General features: G+C 70.5%; 12 protein-coding genes. 5 read left to right on the top strand and 7 right to left on the bottom strand.

What is annotated here, in order from left to right; all coding sequences use genetic code 11:
* Positions 1–3 precede the first annotated feature (3 nt).
* Together ACIBQ1_RS32970 and ACIBQ1_RS32965 are read right to left on the bottom strand one after the other, a co-directional pair.
* On the bottom strand, positions 4–2,109 hold the full coding sequence (locus ACIBQ1_RS32970) for a RecQ family ATP-dependent DNA helicase (RefSeq protein WP_397283194.1): 2,106 nt from the start codon (positions 2,107–2,109) through the stop codon (positions 4–6).
* Between the two features lie 56 nt (positions 2,110–2,165).
* Positions 2,166–2,987, bottom strand: a complete 822-nt coding sequence (locus tag ACIBQ1_RS32965; RefSeq protein ID WP_397283193.1) for a TauD/TfdA dioxygenase family protein — start codon at positions 2,985–2,987, stop codon at positions 2,166–2,168.
* A 169-nt stretch (positions 2,988–3,156) separates the two neighbouring features.
* Here ACIBQ1_RS32965 and ACIBQ1_RS32960 point away from each other — a divergent pair, with 169 nt between their 5' ends.
* Together ACIBQ1_RS32960 and ACIBQ1_RS32955 are read left to right on the top strand one after the other, a co-directional pair.
* Positions 3,157–5,667, top strand: a complete 2,511-nt coding sequence (locus ACIBQ1_RS32960; RefSeq protein ID WP_397283192.1) for a DNA topoisomerase (ATP-hydrolyzing) subunit A — start codon at positions 3,157–3,159, stop codon at positions 5,665–5,667.
* A 100-nt stretch (positions 5,668–5,767) separates the two neighbouring features.
* Positions 5,768–8,812: a glycoside hydrolase family 3 N-terminal domain-containing protein gene (locus ACIBQ1_RS32955; RefSeq protein ID WP_397283191.1), complete on the top strand. Its 3,045-nt coding sequence runs from the start codon at positions 5,768–5,770 to the stop codon at positions 8,810–8,812.
* A gap of 41 nt (positions 8,813–8,853) precedes the next feature.
* Here the strand turns inward: ACIBQ1_RS32955 and ACIBQ1_RS32950 are convergent, their stop codons facing one another.
* Positions 8,854–9,225, bottom strand: a complete 372-nt coding sequence (locus tag ACIBQ1_RS32950) for a VOC family protein (protein WP_397283190.1) — start codon at positions 9,223–9,225, stop codon at positions 8,854–8,856.
* 54 nt (positions 9,226–9,279) lie between these two features.
* Between ACIBQ1_RS32950 and ACIBQ1_RS32945 the strand changes: the two genes are divergently transcribed.
* Complete coding sequence (locus ACIBQ1_RS32945) at positions 9,280–9,843, top strand: thioredoxin family protein (RefSeq protein WP_397283189.1); 564 nt, start codon at positions 9,280–9,282, stop codon at positions 9,841–9,843.
* A 243-nt stretch (positions 9,844–10,086) separates the two neighbouring features.
* On the opposite strand, the gene ACIBQ1_RS32940 is transcribed toward ACIBQ1_RS32945, so the two are convergent.
* A complete protein-coding gene (locus tag ACIBQ1_RS32940; protein ID WP_397283188.1) occupies positions 10,087–10,365 on the bottom strand; it encodes a hypothetical protein in 279 nt (92 codons plus the stop codon).
* A 30-nt stretch (positions 10,366–10,395) separates the two neighbouring features.
* Positions 10,396–10,713 carry a hypothetical protein gene (locus ACIBQ1_RS32935; protein ID WP_397283187.1) on the bottom strand — a complete coding sequence of 106 codons (318 nt, stop codon included), beginning with the start codon at positions 10,711–10,713 and terminating at the stop codon, positions 10,396–10,398.
* 139 nt (positions 10,714–10,852) lie between these two features.
* On the opposite strand from ACIBQ1_RS32935, the gene ACIBQ1_RS32930 reads away from it, so the two are divergent.
* Positions 10,853–11,347 (top strand): carbonic anhydrase, encoded by a 495-nt coding sequence (locus ACIBQ1_RS32930; protein ID WP_355374369.1) that lies wholly within the window; start codon positions 10,853–10,855, stop codon positions 11,345–11,347.
* Between the two features lie 581 nt (positions 11,348–11,928).
* Here ACIBQ1_RS32930 and ACIBQ1_RS32925 read toward each other — a convergent pair.
* Positions 11,929–13,995, bottom strand: coding sequence for a type IIA DNA topoisomerase subunit B (locus ACIBQ1_RS32925; protein WP_397283186.1), 2,067 nt, complete (start codon positions 13,993–13,995; stop codon positions 11,929–11,931).
* 247 nt (positions 13,996–14,242) lie between these two features.
* On the opposite strand from ACIBQ1_RS32925, the gene ACIBQ1_RS32920 reads away from it, so the two are divergent.
* Positions 14,243–14,473 carry a hypothetical protein gene (locus tag ACIBQ1_RS32920; RefSeq protein ID WP_397283185.1) on the top strand — a complete coding sequence of 77 codons (231 nt, stop codon included), beginning with the start codon at positions 14,243–14,245 and terminating at the stop codon, positions 14,471–14,473.
* A 341-nt stretch (positions 14,474–14,814) separates the two neighbouring features.
* Here the strand turns inward: ACIBQ1_RS32920 and ACIBQ1_RS32915 are convergent, their stop codons facing one another.
* Positions 14,815–15,540 carry a GNAT family N-acetyltransferase gene (locus ACIBQ1_RS32915; RefSeq protein WP_397283184.1) on the bottom strand — a complete coding sequence of 242 codons (726 nt, stop codon included), beginning with the start codon at positions 15,538–15,540 and terminating at the stop codon, positions 14,815–14,817.
* Positions 15,541–15,645: the final 105 nt, after the last annotated feature.

Raw genomic sequence — 15,645 nt, 5'->3', positions numbered from 1 at the left:
ACCTCACGAGGTGACCGCCAGGACGAGCGGGAGGACCGCGGGAGCGCCCGCGTGCCGCACCAGGGCCGCCGCCAGCGTCATCGTCCATCCGGTGTCGACGCGATCGTCCACCAGCAGCACCGGCCCGCCGCACTGGGCGATCGAGGCGCCCAGCTCCTTGGGCATGGCCAGCGTCCCCCTGACCGCCCGCACCCGCTTTGCGCTGTTGAACTGCTGCCCGGGCGCTCCCGCCCGGTAACCCAGCTCGCCCAGGTAGGACAGCCGGCCCACGGACGCCAGCCGCTCGGCGAAGCTCCGCACGAGCATGGGGCGCGTGGCGGACGGGACGTTCACCACGGCGACGGGCCGATCGCCCCAGTCCCAGGCCGCCAGCACCTGCACCACGGCCTTGAACACGTCGTCGGACACCGGCCCGTCGGCCCCCTGGAACAGCTCCCGCAGCCGGTTGCCCCAGCCGATGTCGGTCAGCCGCCCGAGCGCCCGGCCGGGCGCGGCGCCCAGCTCCGGCTTGATCCGCCCGGACAGGTCGGCCAGCCCGGTGGGCCACTGCCTGCGGGCCTCGATCTCGACGCCCGGCCTGCTCAGCCGCCGGCGGGCGCCCTCGACGGCCTGCGCGCCGATCTCCGGCGAGCGGTGCCGCCCGGTGCAGTTGTCGCAGCGCCCGCACGGGGTGGCGGCCTCGTCGTCGAGGTGCCTGCGCAGGAACTGCTCCCGGCACTCGGACGTCGTCAGATAGGCCAGCATGGCCTCCTGCTCGGCCTTGCGCTCGGCGGCGATGCGGGTGTAGCGCTCGGCGTCGTACGCCCACGGCTCGCCGGTGGCCTCCCAGCCGCCCTTGACCCGGCGCACGGCGCCGTCCACGTCGAGGACCTTGAGCATCATCTCCAGCCGGCTCCGGCTCAGGTCGACCGCCGTCTCCAGCGCCTGGGTGGACATGACGTCGCGCTCTCCGAGCGCCTGGAGCGTGGTCCGCACGACGGGCTCGGGCGGGAACGCCAGCGAGGCGAAATATGACCAGATATCCCGATCCTCGGTGCCCGGCAGCAGGATCACCTCGGCCCGCTCGACCCCGCGCCCGGCCCGGCCGACCTGCTGGTAGTAGGCGACGGGCGACTGCGGCGCCCCCACGTGCACCACGAACCCCAGATCCGGCTTGTCGAACCCCATCCCCAGCGCGCTCGTCGCCACCAGCGCCTTGAGCTTGTTGGTCAGCAGCGCCTCCTCGGCCGCCAGCCGCTCGGCCGGGTCGGTCTGCCCGGAGTAGGCGGCCACCTCGAACCCCTGGTCGCGCAGGTATCCGGCGATCTCGTGGGCGGCGGCCACGGTGAGGGTGTAGACGATGCCGGAGCCGGGCAGCTCGCGCAGCGTCTGCGCCAACCAGGCCAGCCGCTGCTCGGCGGTGGGCAGGCGCACGACGCTCAGGTGCAGGCTCTCCCGCTCCAGCGGCCCGCGCAGCACCAGCGTGCCGTCGCCGTCGTCGCCGGGCAGGCGCATCTGCTCGGCCACGTCACGGGTGACGCGGGCGTTGGCGGTGGCGGTGGTGGCCAGGACGGGGATGCCCGGCGGCAGCTCCTCGAACAGCGTGGCCAGCCTGCGGTAGTCGGGCCGGAAGTCGTGCCCCCAGTCGGAGATGCAGTGGGCCTCGTCCACCACCACCAGCCCGGCGCTCTCGGCCAGCTCGGGCAGGACGTTGTCGCGGAAGTCGGGGTTGTTGAGCCGCTCGGGACTGACCAGCAGCACGTCGATCATGCCCTCGGCGACCTCGCCGTAGATCTCCTCCCACGCCTCGGGGTTGGCGGAGTTGATCGTGACGGCCCGGATGCCGGCCCGCTCCGCGGCGGCGATCTGGTTGCGCATGAGCGCGAGCAGCGGCGAGACGATGACCGTGGGGCCCTCGCCGAGCTCGCGCAGGAGCCCGGTGGCCACGAAGTAGACGGCCGACTTGCCCCAGCCGGTGCGCTGCACGACGAGCACCCGCCGCCGATCCAGCACCAGCGCCTCGATCGCGGCCCACTGGTCCTCACGCAGCACGGCGTGCTCCCCGGCCAGGGCCCGCAACCTCTCCTCGGCCTCTTCACGCAGCATCGCGACATCGGGGGCTTCACTCATGCCCCCCTTGTTACCAGCTTTCTCCGACGGAATGCGCCGACAGCCGCCATACCCGCCTACTTGTCGGCGTGCTCGGGGAAGGCGTTGATGGTGACGCGGTGCATGCGGCGGCGTTCGGTGTAGTCGGCCACGGCGTAGTGCTGGGTGGGCCGGTTGTCCCAGAACGCCAGCGTGCCGGGCCGCCACCGCAGCCGGAGCTGGTACTCCGGCGACCGGATGTGGTCGATCAGGAACGGCAGCAGCGCCTCGTTCTCCCGGTCCGTCAGCCCCACCAGGCGGGTCGTGGAGGCGCGGTTGACGAAGAGGGCCTTGCGGCCGGTCTCCGCGTGCACGCGCACCACCGGCCGCCTTATCGGCGGCCACTTGGCCTGGATCTCGGCCAGGTCGAACGGGTGGCCCTTCGCGATCGCCTTCTTCATCGACATCGTGATGTCGTGCTCGGCGGTCAGCTCGTCGCACAGTCGCTGCAGCGACGGCGAGAGCGTCTCGTACGCCATGTACGTGTTCGCCCAGCACGTGTCCCCGCCCACGCTGGGCAGCTGGACGCAGCGCAGCAGGGAGCCCATCGGCGGGGTGGGCTCGAAGGTGTTGTCGCTGTGCCACTCGTCACCGCCCTCGCCCTTCGGCGAGGTCTGGTCGAGGACGTGGATGGGGCTGGTGGAGTCCTTCTTGAAGGCGGGGTGGTTGAGCGAGCCGAAGTTCAGGGCGAACTGCAGGTGCTGCTCGTCCTCGATGTGCTGGTCGCGGAAGAACAGCACGAGGTGCCTGAGCCAGCCGGCCCGCAGGGTGGCGACCTCTTCCTGCGACAGCGGTTTGCGCAGATCGACCCCGGTGACCTCGGCGCCGATGTGCTTGGTCACGGGATGGAACTCGATCATGACGCCTCCGAAAAAGGTGGGAACCCTCGGCCCGAACGTACGACCCAAGCAATTGCTTGGTCAAGAGTTGTTCAGGGCAGCCTTCCGTACGCCTTCCACACCGACCCGGGCGCGACTTGTGACGCCAACGAGTCGCGGGCACCCGAATACCTTCGGCACAATGTTCGACATGGCCCGACGCACGACTGCACCCCCGCCCGAGGACTTCGAGGAGCGGATCGTCGACATCGACGTCACCTCCGAGATGCGCACCAGCTATCTCGAGTACGCCTACTCGGTGATCTACCAGCGCGCCCTGCCCGACGCGCGCGACGGTCTCAAGCCCGTGCAGCGTCGCATCCTCTACTCGATGAGCGAGATGGGCCTGCGCCCCGACCGCGGGCACGTCAAGTCGTCGCGCGTCGTCGGCGACGTCATGGGCAAGCTGCACCCGCACGGCGACAGCGCCATCTACGACGCCCTCGTGCGCCTGGCGCAGCCGTTCTCCATGCGCCTGCCGCTCGTCGACGGCCACGGCAACTTCGGCTCGCCCGACGACCTGCCCGCCGCCATGCGTTACACCGAGGCCAGGCTGGCCCCGGCGGCGATGCTCATGGTCGACGCCCTCGACGAGGACACCGTCGACTTCAAGCCCAACTACGACGGCCAGGAGACCGAGCCGGTCGTCATGCCGTCGGCGTTCCCCAACCTGCTGGTCAACGGCACCAGCGGCATCGCGGTCGGCATGGCCACCAACATGGCGCCGCACAACCTCAACGAGGTCATCGCCGCCGCCCGTCACCTGATCAAGAAGCCGGACGCGACGCTCGACGACCTGATGACGTTCGTGCCGGGTCCCGACCTGCCGACGGGCGGCTCGATCATCGGGCTGCAGGGCGTGCGCGACGCCTACGAGAGCGGGCGTGGCACGTTCCGCATGCGGGCCAGGTGCACGGTCGAGCAGATCACGCCCCGCCGCAAGGGCATCGTCGTCACCGAGCTCCCCTACAACGTGGGCCCCGAGCGCGTCGTCACCAAGATCAAGGAGCTGGTGACGTCCAAGAAGCTCCAGGGCATCGCCGACCTCAAGGACCTCACCGACCGCCACAAGGGCCTCCAGCTGGTCATCGAGATCAAGAACGGCTTCATCCCCGAGGCCGTCCTCGAGGAGCTCTACCGGCTGACGCCGATGGAGGAGACGTTCGGCATCAACAACGTCGCCCTCGTCGACGGCGAGCCGCGCACGCTCGGCCTGCGCGAGATGCTCCAGGTCTACGTCGAGCACCGGCTCGAGGTGGTGCGCCGCAGGTCGGAGTTCAGGCGGCGCAAGCGCGAGGAGCGCCTCCACCTGGTCGACGGCCTCATCATCGCCCTGCTGAACATCGACGAGGTCATCCAGGTCATCCGTTCCTCCGACGACTCGGCCCAGGCGCGCGCGCGGCTGATGGACGTGTTCGACCTGAGCGAGATCCAGGCCGCCTACATCCTCGACACGCCGCTGCGCCGGCTCACCAGGTTCGACAAACTGGAGCTGGACCGGGAGAAGGAGACGCTGAGCGACGAGATCGCCAAGCTGACGGAGATCCTCTCCTCCGACGCCAAGCTCCGCCAGGTGGTCTCGGGCGAGCTCGCCGACGTGGCCAAGAAGTACGGCATGCCGCGCCGCACCGTCCTGCTGGAGGCGCCCGGCGTCACCCGCACCCCGGTCGTGGACCTGCAGGTGGCCGACGACCCGTGCCTGGCGATGCTGTCCTCGACCGGCCTGCTGGCCCGCACCTCCGACGCCACGCCGCTGTCCGGCGAGGGCGATCGGTCGGCGCACGACGTGCTGGTGTCGGTGGTGAAGACGTCCGTACGCGGCGAGGTGGGCGTGGTGACCTCGCTGGGCCGGCTGATCCGGATCCAGGTCGTCGACCTGCCGACCCTGCCGACCACGGCCAACCCGCCGTCCCTGTCGGGCGGGCACCCGGTGTCCGAATACGTCTCGCTGCAGCCCGACGAGAAGGTCGTCGGCCTGGGCTCCCTCGACCCCGACGGCCCCGGCCTGGCCCTCGGCACGGCGCAGGGCGTGGTCAAGCGGGTGGTGCCCGAATATCCGGCCAACCGCGACGACTTCGAAGTGATCACGTTGAAGGACGGCGACACCGTGATCGGCGCGGTCGAGCTGGTCTCCGAGTCGCACGACCTGGTGTTCGTCTCCTCCGACGCCCAGCTCCTGCGCTTCTCGGCCTCGCTGGTGCGCCCGCAGGGCCGCCCGGCGGGCGGCATGGCGGGCATCCGGCTGGACGGCGGCGCGCGGGTGATCTGGTTCGGCGTGGTGGATCCCGACCGCCCGGCCCACGTGGTCACGATCGCGGGCTCCTCGACGGCGCTGCCCGGCACGCAGGTGGGCGGCGGCAAGGTGTCCGACTACGCCGAGTTCCCCGCCAAGGGGCGGGCGACGGGCGGGGTCCGGGCGCAGCGGTTCCTGAAGGGCGAGGACGAGCTGCTGCTGGCCTGGGTCGGCCCGGCTCCGGCCAAGGCGGTCTCGTCCGTGGGCAAGCCGGTGCCGCTGCCGGACGAGATCGGGCGCCGCGACGGCTCGGGCGTGCGGCTGACCAACACGATCGGCGCGATCGGCGGCGCCCTCGCCTCCTGGCCCGAGGCCCTGACCTCCGGGGAGGCCCCGGAGACACCCGCCGACGAGCAGACGTCCCTCTGACGCCGTCAGGCGCCCGCACATGCGGGCGCCTGACCCTGTTATGAATCACGGATCGGCACCGATCTCATGTGAGAGAGCGCTCTCTCCCACTGGAGGTACCGTGTTCCGATCCAGACCCCCGTTATGGGTGGCCCTTTCCCTGGTCACCGCCCTCATCGTCGCGCCCGGGGTCGCTGCGGCCGCCGACCCCGGCACGATCACCGACTTCGAGTCGGACAGCGTTCCCTCCGGCGTGTACGCCTGGGGCAACGACGCGGCCTCGACGCCCGCGCTCACGATCGAGCCGGACCCCGGCAGGCCGGGAGCCCCGGCGACGAACCGGGTGCTCAAATCGGTCTACAACGTCAGCCAGTGGGGTGGCTGGTCGCACGATCTGGCCGCCACCCAGGACTGGTCCCCGTACGAGGGCTTCTCCTTCTGGGTGAACGGCGCCGCCTCGGGCCAGAAGATCTTCTTCGAGGTCAAGGACGGCGGCGCAGGAGCGGGCAGCGCCGAGCTGTTCGAGTCGTCGTTCGTCGACGACTCGGCGGGCTGGCGGCAGGTGAAGGTGCCGTTCGGGAGCTTCACCAGGCGCACCGACTACCAGCCCGGCGGCGCGCCGTCCGACGGCGAGCTGGACCTGGTCGCCATGTGGGGCTACTCGATGCGGCTCCCGGCCGCGCAGGGCACGCTGGAATGGGACCAGGTCGAGCTCAACGGGACCGCTCCCCCGCGCCCGGTCAGGCTCTCCACCGACCGGCCCGTCTACCCGGTGGGCGAGAAGGGCGAGGCCAGGGTCGGCGTCACCGTCACCACCGCCGACGGCCGGCCCCTGCCCGCCGACCTGGCCGTGGCCTACAGGACCGGTACGGGCACCGCGACCCCCGGCGGCGACTACACGCCCGTCGAAGGCACGCTGGCGTTCCCCGCCGGCACGGCGTCCGGAACGGCCAAGGCGTTCACGGTCAGAACGCTGAAGGACGGGCAGGACGAGGTCGCCGAGACCATCCCGATCGAGCTGTCCGGCACCGGCACCAGGCCCCCGGCCGAGGCGCCGGTGGTCGTGGTCAACGCGCACGGCCTGCCGTACGTGAACTCCCGCAAACCGGTCAGGGAACGCGTCGCCGACCTGCTCAGGCGGATGACGCTGGAGGAGAAGATCGGGCAGATGACGCAGGCCGAGCGCGGCGCGCTGGCCAAGCAGAGCGACATCGCCACGTACGTGCTCGGCTCCCTCCTGTCGGGCGGCGGCTCCACCCCCGCGTCCAACACGCCGCAGGCCTGGGCCGACATGATCGACGGGTTCCAGCTCCAGGCGCGGCGGACCCGCCTCCAGGTGCCGCTGATCTACGGCGTGGACGCCGTGCACGGCCACAACAACGTGGTCGGCGCGACGATCTTCCCCCACAACGTGGGCATGGGCGCCACCCGCGACCCCGGCCTCGTCGAGCAGGAGGGGGAGATCACCGCCCGTGAGGTCAAGGCCACCGGCATCCCCTGGGACTTCGCGCCGTGCCTGTGCGTGTCGCGCGACGACCGGTGGGGGCGGGCGTACGAGTCGTTCGGCGAGGACCCGGCGCTCGTGTCGCGGATGGCCACGATCATCGACGGCCTGCAGGACAACGGGGTGCTGGCCACGGCCAAGCACTACGTCGGCGACGGCGGCACCGCGTACGGCTCGTCGACGAGCGGCGACTACACGATCGACCAGGGCGTCACCAAGGTCGGCCGCCAGGAGATGGAGGCGATCCACCTGGCGCCGTTCGAGGAGGCGGTCAGGCGCGGCGTGGCCACCGTCATGCCGTCGTTCTCCAGCGTCGACTTCGGCGACGGCCCGCTCAAGATGCACGCCCACAAGGAACTGATCACGGACACGCTCAAGGGCCGGCTCGGTTTCAAGGGGTTCGTGATCAGCGACTGGCAGGCCATCGACCAGATCCCCGGCGACTACCCGAGCGACGTGCGCACCTCGATCAACGCCGGGCTCGACATGATCATGGTGCCGTACGCCTTCCCGGCCTTCGAGAGCACGCTGAAGGCCGAGGTCGAGGCCGGGCGCGTGCCGCTCAGCCGGGTGGACGACGCGGTCGCCAGGATCCTGACCCAGAAGTTCCGGCTGGGGCTGTTCGACCATCCGTACGCCGACCGGTCGCGGATCGGCGACGTCGGCTCGGCGGCGCACCGGGCGGTCGCGCGGACGGCGGCGGCCAAGTCGCAGGTGCTGCTGAAGAACGACGGCGGCCTGCTCCCCCTGCGCCGCGACGCCAGGATCTACGTGGCCGGCTCGAACGCCGACGACCTCGGCAACCAGACGGGCGGCTGGACGATCACCTGGCAGGGCTCGTCCGGGCCGATCACCACCGGCACCACCATCCTGTCGGCCATCCGCTCCCGCGCCTCCTCCGTGACGTACTCGCGCGACGCCTCCGCCGACCTGGCCGGGCACGACGTGGGCGTCGTGGTGGTGGGCGAGACCCCTTACGCCGAGGGCCAGGGCGACGTGGGCCGCGCCGGGCGCACGCTGGACCTGTCGGCCGCCGATCGGGCCGCGATCGACAAGGTGTGCGGGGCGATGAAGTGCGCGGTCCTGGTCGTCTCCGGGCGTCCGCTGCAACTCGGCGACCTGTCGGGCGTCGAGGCCGTCGTGGCCTCCTGGCTGCCGGGCACCGAGGGCGCGGGGGTGGCCGACCCGCTGTTCGGGGCGGTCCCGTACACGGGGCGGCTGCCGTTCACCTGGTTCCGCTCGGTGGCGCAGGTGCCGATCAACGTGGGTGACGCGGCTTATGACCCGCTCTGGCCGTACGGGTGGGGGCTGCGTACCGACCGCGCCCGCGACCGGCTCAAGGCCGCGCGCGACCGGCTCGCCTCCGGTGACGGCTACTCCAAGGCCGCGTCGCTGGTCCTCGCGCTGCCCGCGCGCGCCTGGAACGCCGACGGGTCCGTACGTGACGCGCGGGCCGTCCTGGGCGCCCTGGGCACGGCCGCGACGCTGCTCGAACGGTCGAAGAGCGACGCGTACACCGTGGACGACACCGTCGTGTCGGTGGCCAGGGACGTCGCGCAGAGCACGGGCAGGCGGCCCGACCTGCAGGCGGCGGCCGACCACGAGCTGGCGGCGGGCAACCTGAGGAAGGCGGTGGACCTGCTGGCCCAGGCCGCCCGCTGAGCCCATGAGGGACCGCCCCCGACCGGGGGCGGTCCCTCATGTCAGTCGCGGCAGAGGCAGAACGGGTGCCCGGCCGGATCCAGGTAGACCCGGAAGCTGCCGTCCTCGCTCGGCTGGTGCTCGTGCTTGGTCGCGCCGATCTCGATCACCTGCTTCTCCGCCTTGTCCAGGTCGGTGACCGTGAGGTCGAGGTGGAGCTGCTGGGGCCGTTCGGGATCCGGCCAGGTGGGCGGCCGGAAGTCGGGCGCGAGCTGGAAGGCCACTCGCTTGGGGGCCCCGCCGTCGCTCACCACCACCCACTCGTCGTCCGCGTAGGTGACAGGCCACCCCAGCAGCCGGGAGTAGAACTCGGCCAGCCCCCTGGGGTCGGGGCAGTCGAGCACGACGGTGCGGAACTCCGCGATGCCACTCACTCGATTCACCTCTCAGTCGTTTTGCACGCACGTACGAAGACAAGAATGAATGCCATGGCTGCCAACTCATTCATGGTGCCGCTCGGCACCCCAGCACCCGCCTTCGACCTGACCGCCATCGACGGCGGCAGCGTATCGCTCGGCGATCTCAAGGGCTCACCCGCCACCCTGGTGGTCTTCCTGTCCAACCATTGCCCGTACGTGCGGCACATCGAGAAGGGGCTCGGCGCCCTGGCCGCCGACTACGGCGCCAGGCTTTCGGTCGTCGCGATCTGCAGCAACGACAGCGTGAACTACCCGGACGACGATCCGGTACACCTGGCGGAGCAGGCCGCGCGGGCCGGCTTCACGTTCCCGTACCTGCTGGACGACACCCAGGAGGTCGCCAAGGCCTACCGGGCGGCGTGCACGCCGGACTTCTTCCTGTACGACGCGCACCTGCAGCTCGTCTACCGGGGCGAGTTCGACGGCGCCAGGCCGGGCAACTCGGTGGCGGTGACGGGCGAGTCGCTTCGCGCGGCCATCGACGCCCTGCTTGAGGGCGAGCCGGTGCCCGAGGAGCAGAACCCGTCGCTCGGCTGCGGCATCAAGTGGAAGCCGGGCAACGCTCCCACCTGATCCCCGGCGGCCCCGCTCGTCTCCGCCTGCGCTCAATCCGACCACGGGCAGCCCTGCCCACCGCCTACGTTCAGCCTGACCACGGGCGACCTCGCTGACCGCCGCCCACGCCAACCCGGCAGCGGGCGACCTCGCTCACCGCCGCCTATGCCGACCCGGCAACGGGCGGCCCAGCTCGCTGGCGCCTGCGTCAACCTGGCTATGGGCGGCGCCGGCTCCGGCTTCTGCGCCCAGGTCCCAGCCTCAGCCGTCGTCGTCGTACGGGCCGACGGCGGCGTGGCAGCGGTCCGGCGATCCGCTCCGCCGGCGTCGGCCGGCCTGTGCGGCGGGAGCCGTGATGATCGTCCACGCGCAGCTCCTGGCCGGCACCGACGCGAACACCACCAGCGTGCAGGCCGACGTCCACGAGCCCCTGATCGCCAGGGATGCCCGAGATCTGGCCCCGGCCACCTGGAAGCCCCGCACCTCACCGACGACGCCCGCCCGGAGGTGCGGGTGGCGGCCAGAACGCCGGCCCGCCACTGAGCCACCGCAGCCGCCGACCCCGACCGCTCAGGCGCTGGCGCCGGTGACGGCGGGCGGGAGGGCCAGCAGCAGTTCGTGGGGCTCGCCGCCGTCCCAGTGGCGGATCAGCTGGTTGCCCGCCTCGCCGGGGTCGAAGCTCTCACACCCCAGCGGGCCGTAGCAGCCCGCCTGGTCCAGCATGAGGATCAGCGGGTCGTCCTCGGGCAGGCTGGCCGCGTAGACGGCGGTGTCAAGGAGAGCCAGGGCCAGCCTGGCGTTGCGACCACCGTCCTTGACCTCGACGCGGTCGAGGCGGCGCCGGGCCTGGGTACGGAGATACGCGGCGAGCGATTCGGACCTACTCACGACTGACCTTCTTCGATCACGTACATACGGCTACGACATCATCACGCAAGGTGACGCTTTTTCGTGGGACGTTTGCCAACTCCAGCCAGTCGCCACCCCGTTCATCACCGACTTTGGGGCACAGTGCATGATTTGTTGCATGAATGCGTTCGACGACCTGTATGCCGCCAACGCGAAGTTTGCCAAGAAGTTCGGAAACTCCGGCCTGACCGGCCGCGCTCGCCGCGGTCTGGCGGTCGTGACCTGTATGGACTCCCGCATCGATCCGCTCGGCCTGCTGGGCCTGAAGCCCGGGGACGCCAAGATCCTGCGTAACGCGGGCGCACGAGTGACGGACGACGTCCTGCGCACCCTGGTGCTGGCCGTCTACCTGCTCGGCGTCGAACGCGTCCTCGTCATGCCCCACACGGACTGCGGCATGGCCAAGGTCTCCGACCCGGACGTCCACGCCCTCACCCAGGAACGCGGTGTCGACACCCGCAGCCTGGAGTTCCACACGGTGCCCGACCAGACCGAGGCTCTTCGCCACGACCTCACCCGCATCAGGACCAGCCCGTTCCTGCCGGAGGGCATGCCGGTGGCCGGAGCCATCTACGACGTCCGCACGGGCCTCCTGACGCCTGCCGCGTTCTGAAGGAATTCACCTGACCTGAGTGGTGCCCGGTCGTGCCGACCTACAGCATGACCGGGCGCCCCCGGACCCCGCCTGGGCACGTACGGGAGGACGCGCTCCGGGCGATCTGAGCCCTCCCGCCGTTCCCGACGGCACGAGCGCGGACGACTTCGTCGGGGCACTGCGGCGGTCGCGGTTGCGGGCAGGCTCACCGTCGATGCGGCGTCTGTCCGGGCTCGGCGCAACCAAGGCGGTCTCGGGGACCGAGGCCGCCGTCATCCCGCACACCTCGACCCCAAGAACTCCGCAACCGAGCAGATCACACGTCGAGAACCCAGGACCGCCGCAACCGGGCAGGTCCCGCTTCGAGGGCCACCGAGGGGCCTGAGGACCGTTACCCAGCAGCGAGCGATGCGCGCCCAGGGGTCCGAAGCCCTGCTCCGGACGTCAGAGCCCCCGAGAGGCCACGCTGAGCCACAACGTGGCCCCACCGGCCCATGACCCCAGCCGATCGCCAAACGGCCCCACACGCGCCTCAGAGACGCGCCTGGATGTCTCAGGGAACGTCCTTGGCCACAGCGAGCTCACCGACCACCTCAGGATCAGGCGTCGATGTGGTCCCGGTCGACCTCGGCCGCGCTGTTGACGATGAACTCCCGCCGGGGCGCCACCTCGCTCCCCATGAGCAGGTTGAAGATGGCCTCGGCCTCCTCGACGTCCTCGATGCGGACCCGGCGCAGGATGCGGTGCCGCGGGTCCATGGTCGTCTCGGCCAGCTGGTCGGCGTCCATCTCGCCCAGACCCTTGTATCGCTGCACGGGGTCCTTCCAGCGCTTGCCCCGGCGTTCGAGATCCCGCAGCACCTTCTGCAGCTCGGCGTCCGAGTAGCAGTAGATGTACTTCTCCTTGCCCCGCCCGGGGTTGGTCAGCTCGATGCGGTGCAGCGGCGGCACTGCGGCGAACACGCGCCCCGCCTCGACCATCGGCCGCATGTAGCGGTGGAAGAGGGTCAGCAGCAGGCAGCGGATGTGGGCGCCGTCCACATCGGCGTCGGCCATGAGGATGACCTTGCCGTAGCGGGCGGCCTCGATGTCGAACGAGCGCCCCGACCCGGCGCCGACGACCTGGATGATAGCGGCGCACTCGGCGTTCTTGAGCATGTCGCTCACGGACGCCTTCTGGACGTTGAGGATCTTGCCCCGGATCGGCAGCAGCGCCTGGAACTCCGAGTCGCGGGCCAGCTTGGCCGTGCCGAGCGCCGAGTCACCCTCGACGATGAACAGCTCGCTGCGGTCGATGCCGTCGCTGCGACAGTCGACCAGCTTCGCCGGGAGCGCGGAGTTTTCCAGCACGCTCTTGCGCCGCTGGTTGTCGCGGTGCTCGCGGGCCGCGATGCGGGCCTTGGCGGCGGCGACGATCTTCTCCAGCACGGCGCGCAGCGGCTGCTTGTAGCCGCGCGGCGGGTTGGTGAACAGCTCCCTCAGCTCGCGCGAGACCACGTGGGAGACGATGCGGGTGGCCGCCGAGGTGCCGAGCACCTCCTTGGTCTGGCCCTCGAACTGCGGCTCCGGCACCCGGACCGTGACCACGCCCGTCAGGCCCTCGGAGATGTCGTCCTTGGTGACGGGGTCGTCGCCGTTCTTCAGCAGGCGCGTCTCGCGCAGCAGCTCGTTGACCGTGCGCACCAGACCGCGCTCGAACCCGGTCAGGTGGGTGCCGCCCTTGGGGGTGGAGATCACGTTGACGAACGAGCGGACGGTCGACTCGTAGCCCTTGCCCCAGCGGATCGCCACGTCGACGGTGAGCTCGCGCTGCACCTCGGTGGGCGTCATGTGGCCCTGGTCGTCGAGGACCGGCACGGTCTCGTGGAAGTGGCCCATGCCCTGCAGCCGCAGCACCTCGCACACGGCCTCGTCCCTGGCCAGGAACTCGGTGAACTCCGAGATGCCGCCGTCGAAGCGGAACTCCTCCTCGGTGCGCTCCTCGTGCCTGCTGTCGAAGACGGCCAGGGTCAGGCCGGGCACCAGGAACGCGGTCTGCCGCAGGCGCACGTGGATCTCGTCGAGCGAGACCTCGGCGTCGGGCAGGAAGATCTGCTTGTCGGCCCAGAAGCGCACGCGGGTGCCGGTGACGGCGGTGGGGAGCTTGTCGCCGATGCGCAGGCCGGACTTCTTCTTGAACTTCGCGGTGGGCCCGGGGCCGTCGAAGATCCCGGGGACGCCACGGCGGAAGCTGATCTCGTGCACCTGGCCGTCGCGGTCGACCTCGACGTCCACGCGCGAGGACAGGGCGTTGACCACGGAGGCGCCGACACCGTGCAGACCGCCGGACGCGCCGTAGGAGCCGCCGCCGAACTTACCGCCCGCGTGCAGCTTGGTGTAAACGAGCTCGACTCCGGCCAGACCGCTCTTGGGCTCGATGTCGACCGGGATGCCCCGGCCGTTGTCGCGCACCTCGATGGAGCCGTCGGCGTAGAGCTCGACCTCGATGCGGTCGCAATGACCCGCCAGCGCCTCATCGACGCCGTTGTCCACGATCTCCCAGAGGCAGTGCATGAGCCCGCGGCTGTCGGTGGACCCGATGTACATGCCGGGGCGCTTTCTGACCGCTTCCAGGCCCTCAAGCACCGACAGGTGACGAGCCGTGTAACCCGCCTCCACTAGCGTCACTCCAGCTCCCCTGGTCTAGGCATCGAACACGTGTGCGCAGCTTACCGTTCTTCCCGCACGCGCGCGTACAAGCTTGCCACGCCGACACGTTTGCCGTTACCAACCGGCTGATCGTCATTACTTTGGGACACATTCCGCTCTGGGCGTAGAGAGGGGGCGGTTGGGAACGTCCACGTCCGGTTAGATGTTGTTCCAAGTGACTGACGCCAGATCCTCGCTTCGGCGGGGGTGACCCGAAAGGCGATACGTGACTGGAGCTCTCGCCCCCGTTAAGCCGCTGACGGCCCTCGACCGCTGCGACCGCTGCGGCGCCCAGGCCTACATTCGCGCGACCCTGCCTGTGGGTGGGGAGTTGCTGTTCTGCGCCCACCATGGGCGTCAGCACATCGCAGTGCTGCGCGAAAAGGGTGCCGACATCCTGGACGAGTCGGCTCGACTCAGCGAAACCCCTTCAATTGCCCCTAACGGCGAGCGCTGACGCAGCGCCTGTCGTGCCGAGATAATCACATATAGCAAACCCAGAACGGCGACCCCGGCACCGCCCGGGGCCGCCGTTCTGCGTCCCGAGCCTTGGACATGCCCACAAACACGCCGGGATGCACGACGAAGGGCGGGTGCGCACACGGCTTCACGGCCAGACACGCGACCGTGCGTCCGGACACGTGATGGTGCGCACAGACACGTGACCGTGGGTGCAGATACGTAACTGTGGGTGCGGACACGCGGCTTTGTGACCACTCATGCGGGTGTGCACGTAGCCGGCCAGTCCGTCCTGACACGAGCTCGGGCACCCGAGTGCGCTGTGCAGCGGGTGGGGAGTCAGCGGACTCGGTAGTGGTAGCGGCCCGCGATCTCGAAACCTTCACCGCGATAGAGCGCCTGCGCGGCCAGGTTCGGGGCTGTGGTGACCAGATAGGCGGATTTCGCACCCGCATGCCGCACGAGCGCCCGAATGACCGCACGGGCCAGCCCTCGGCGGCGGGCCTCGGGCAGGGTGGCCATGCAGTAGATCCCAAGTGTGTCGCTCTGCGAAGACCCGCCGGACGTGTCGGCCTGGGGCACGGCCCGGCCCACGGCCAGTGCCACGCCGTCCTCTTCCAGCGCCGCGTACCAGGCTGGCACCCCGGTGCAAATGCGCTCCGCGTCCTCGAAACCGGTGCCGTAGCGACCGTCCACGGCCCACCACGTCTCCAGCCAGCCCTGCCACGGCCGGTCCTCGATCCTCACCTTGTGAGCGGGTGGAGGGGCGGCGGGCGAGCCGGCCATGATGACGGTCGGGTCGACCAGCTCGTAGCCTCTCCGCTCCAGTTCCTCGTCCAACCCGGGCGTGGAGCCCGGGCCCAGGGAGAAGACGCAACGCTGCCCGCGTTCCCCGTAGAAGGCCTCCGCCGCCTCGATGGCGCCGTTCAGGTCGGCGGGTGCGTTCAGCGGGAGCACCGAGTTGGCCCGTTTGGTCACGCCTCCGGCGTAACGAAGCACCCATCCGTCATGAATGCGCTGCTCGTAGGCGGGCCAGGCCTCATGGACAAGAAGGTCGAAATTCACCCGCGCAGCCTAGCCAACCCCCGAATGCGCCCGTCCTCCCGGCTGCGATCCTCGGCCCTCCGACAAGGCCGGGCTCGCCGCTGCACGGGGAGTTCGCGCCCGAGG

This window comes from Nonomuraea sp. NPDC050153 (assembly GCF_044460125.1).
Classification (GTDB): Bacteria; Actinomycetota; Actinomycetes; order Streptosporangiales; family Streptosporangiaceae; genus Nonomuraea.
Note: the sequence above shows the minus strand (reverse complement) of the source record. Positions and strands in the feature narration are given on the sequence as shown.

Bases quoted from the DNA above. Each gene is read 5' to 3' on its own strand.
- ACIBQ1_RS32960 (WP_397283192.1), top strand. From the start codon at position 3,157: ATGGCCCGACGCACGACTGCACCCCCGCCCGAGGACTTCGAGGAGCGG.
- ACIBQ1_RS32945 (WP_397283189.1), top strand. From the start codon at position 9,280: ATGGCTGCCAACTCATTCATGGTGCCGCTCGGCACCCCAGCACCCGCC.
- ACIBQ1_RS32970 (WP_397283194.1), bottom strand. From the start codon at position 2,109: ATGAGTGAAGCCCCCGATGTCGCGATGCTGCGTGAAGAGGCCGAGGAG.
- ACIBQ1_RS32965 (WP_397283193.1), bottom strand. From the start codon at position 2,987: ATGATCGAGTTCCATCCCGTGACCAAGCACATCGGCGCCGAGGTCACC.
- ACIBQ1_RS32930 (WP_355374369.1), top strand. From the start codon at position 10,853: ATGAATGCGTTCGACGACCTGTATGCCGCCAACGCGAAGTTTGCCAAG.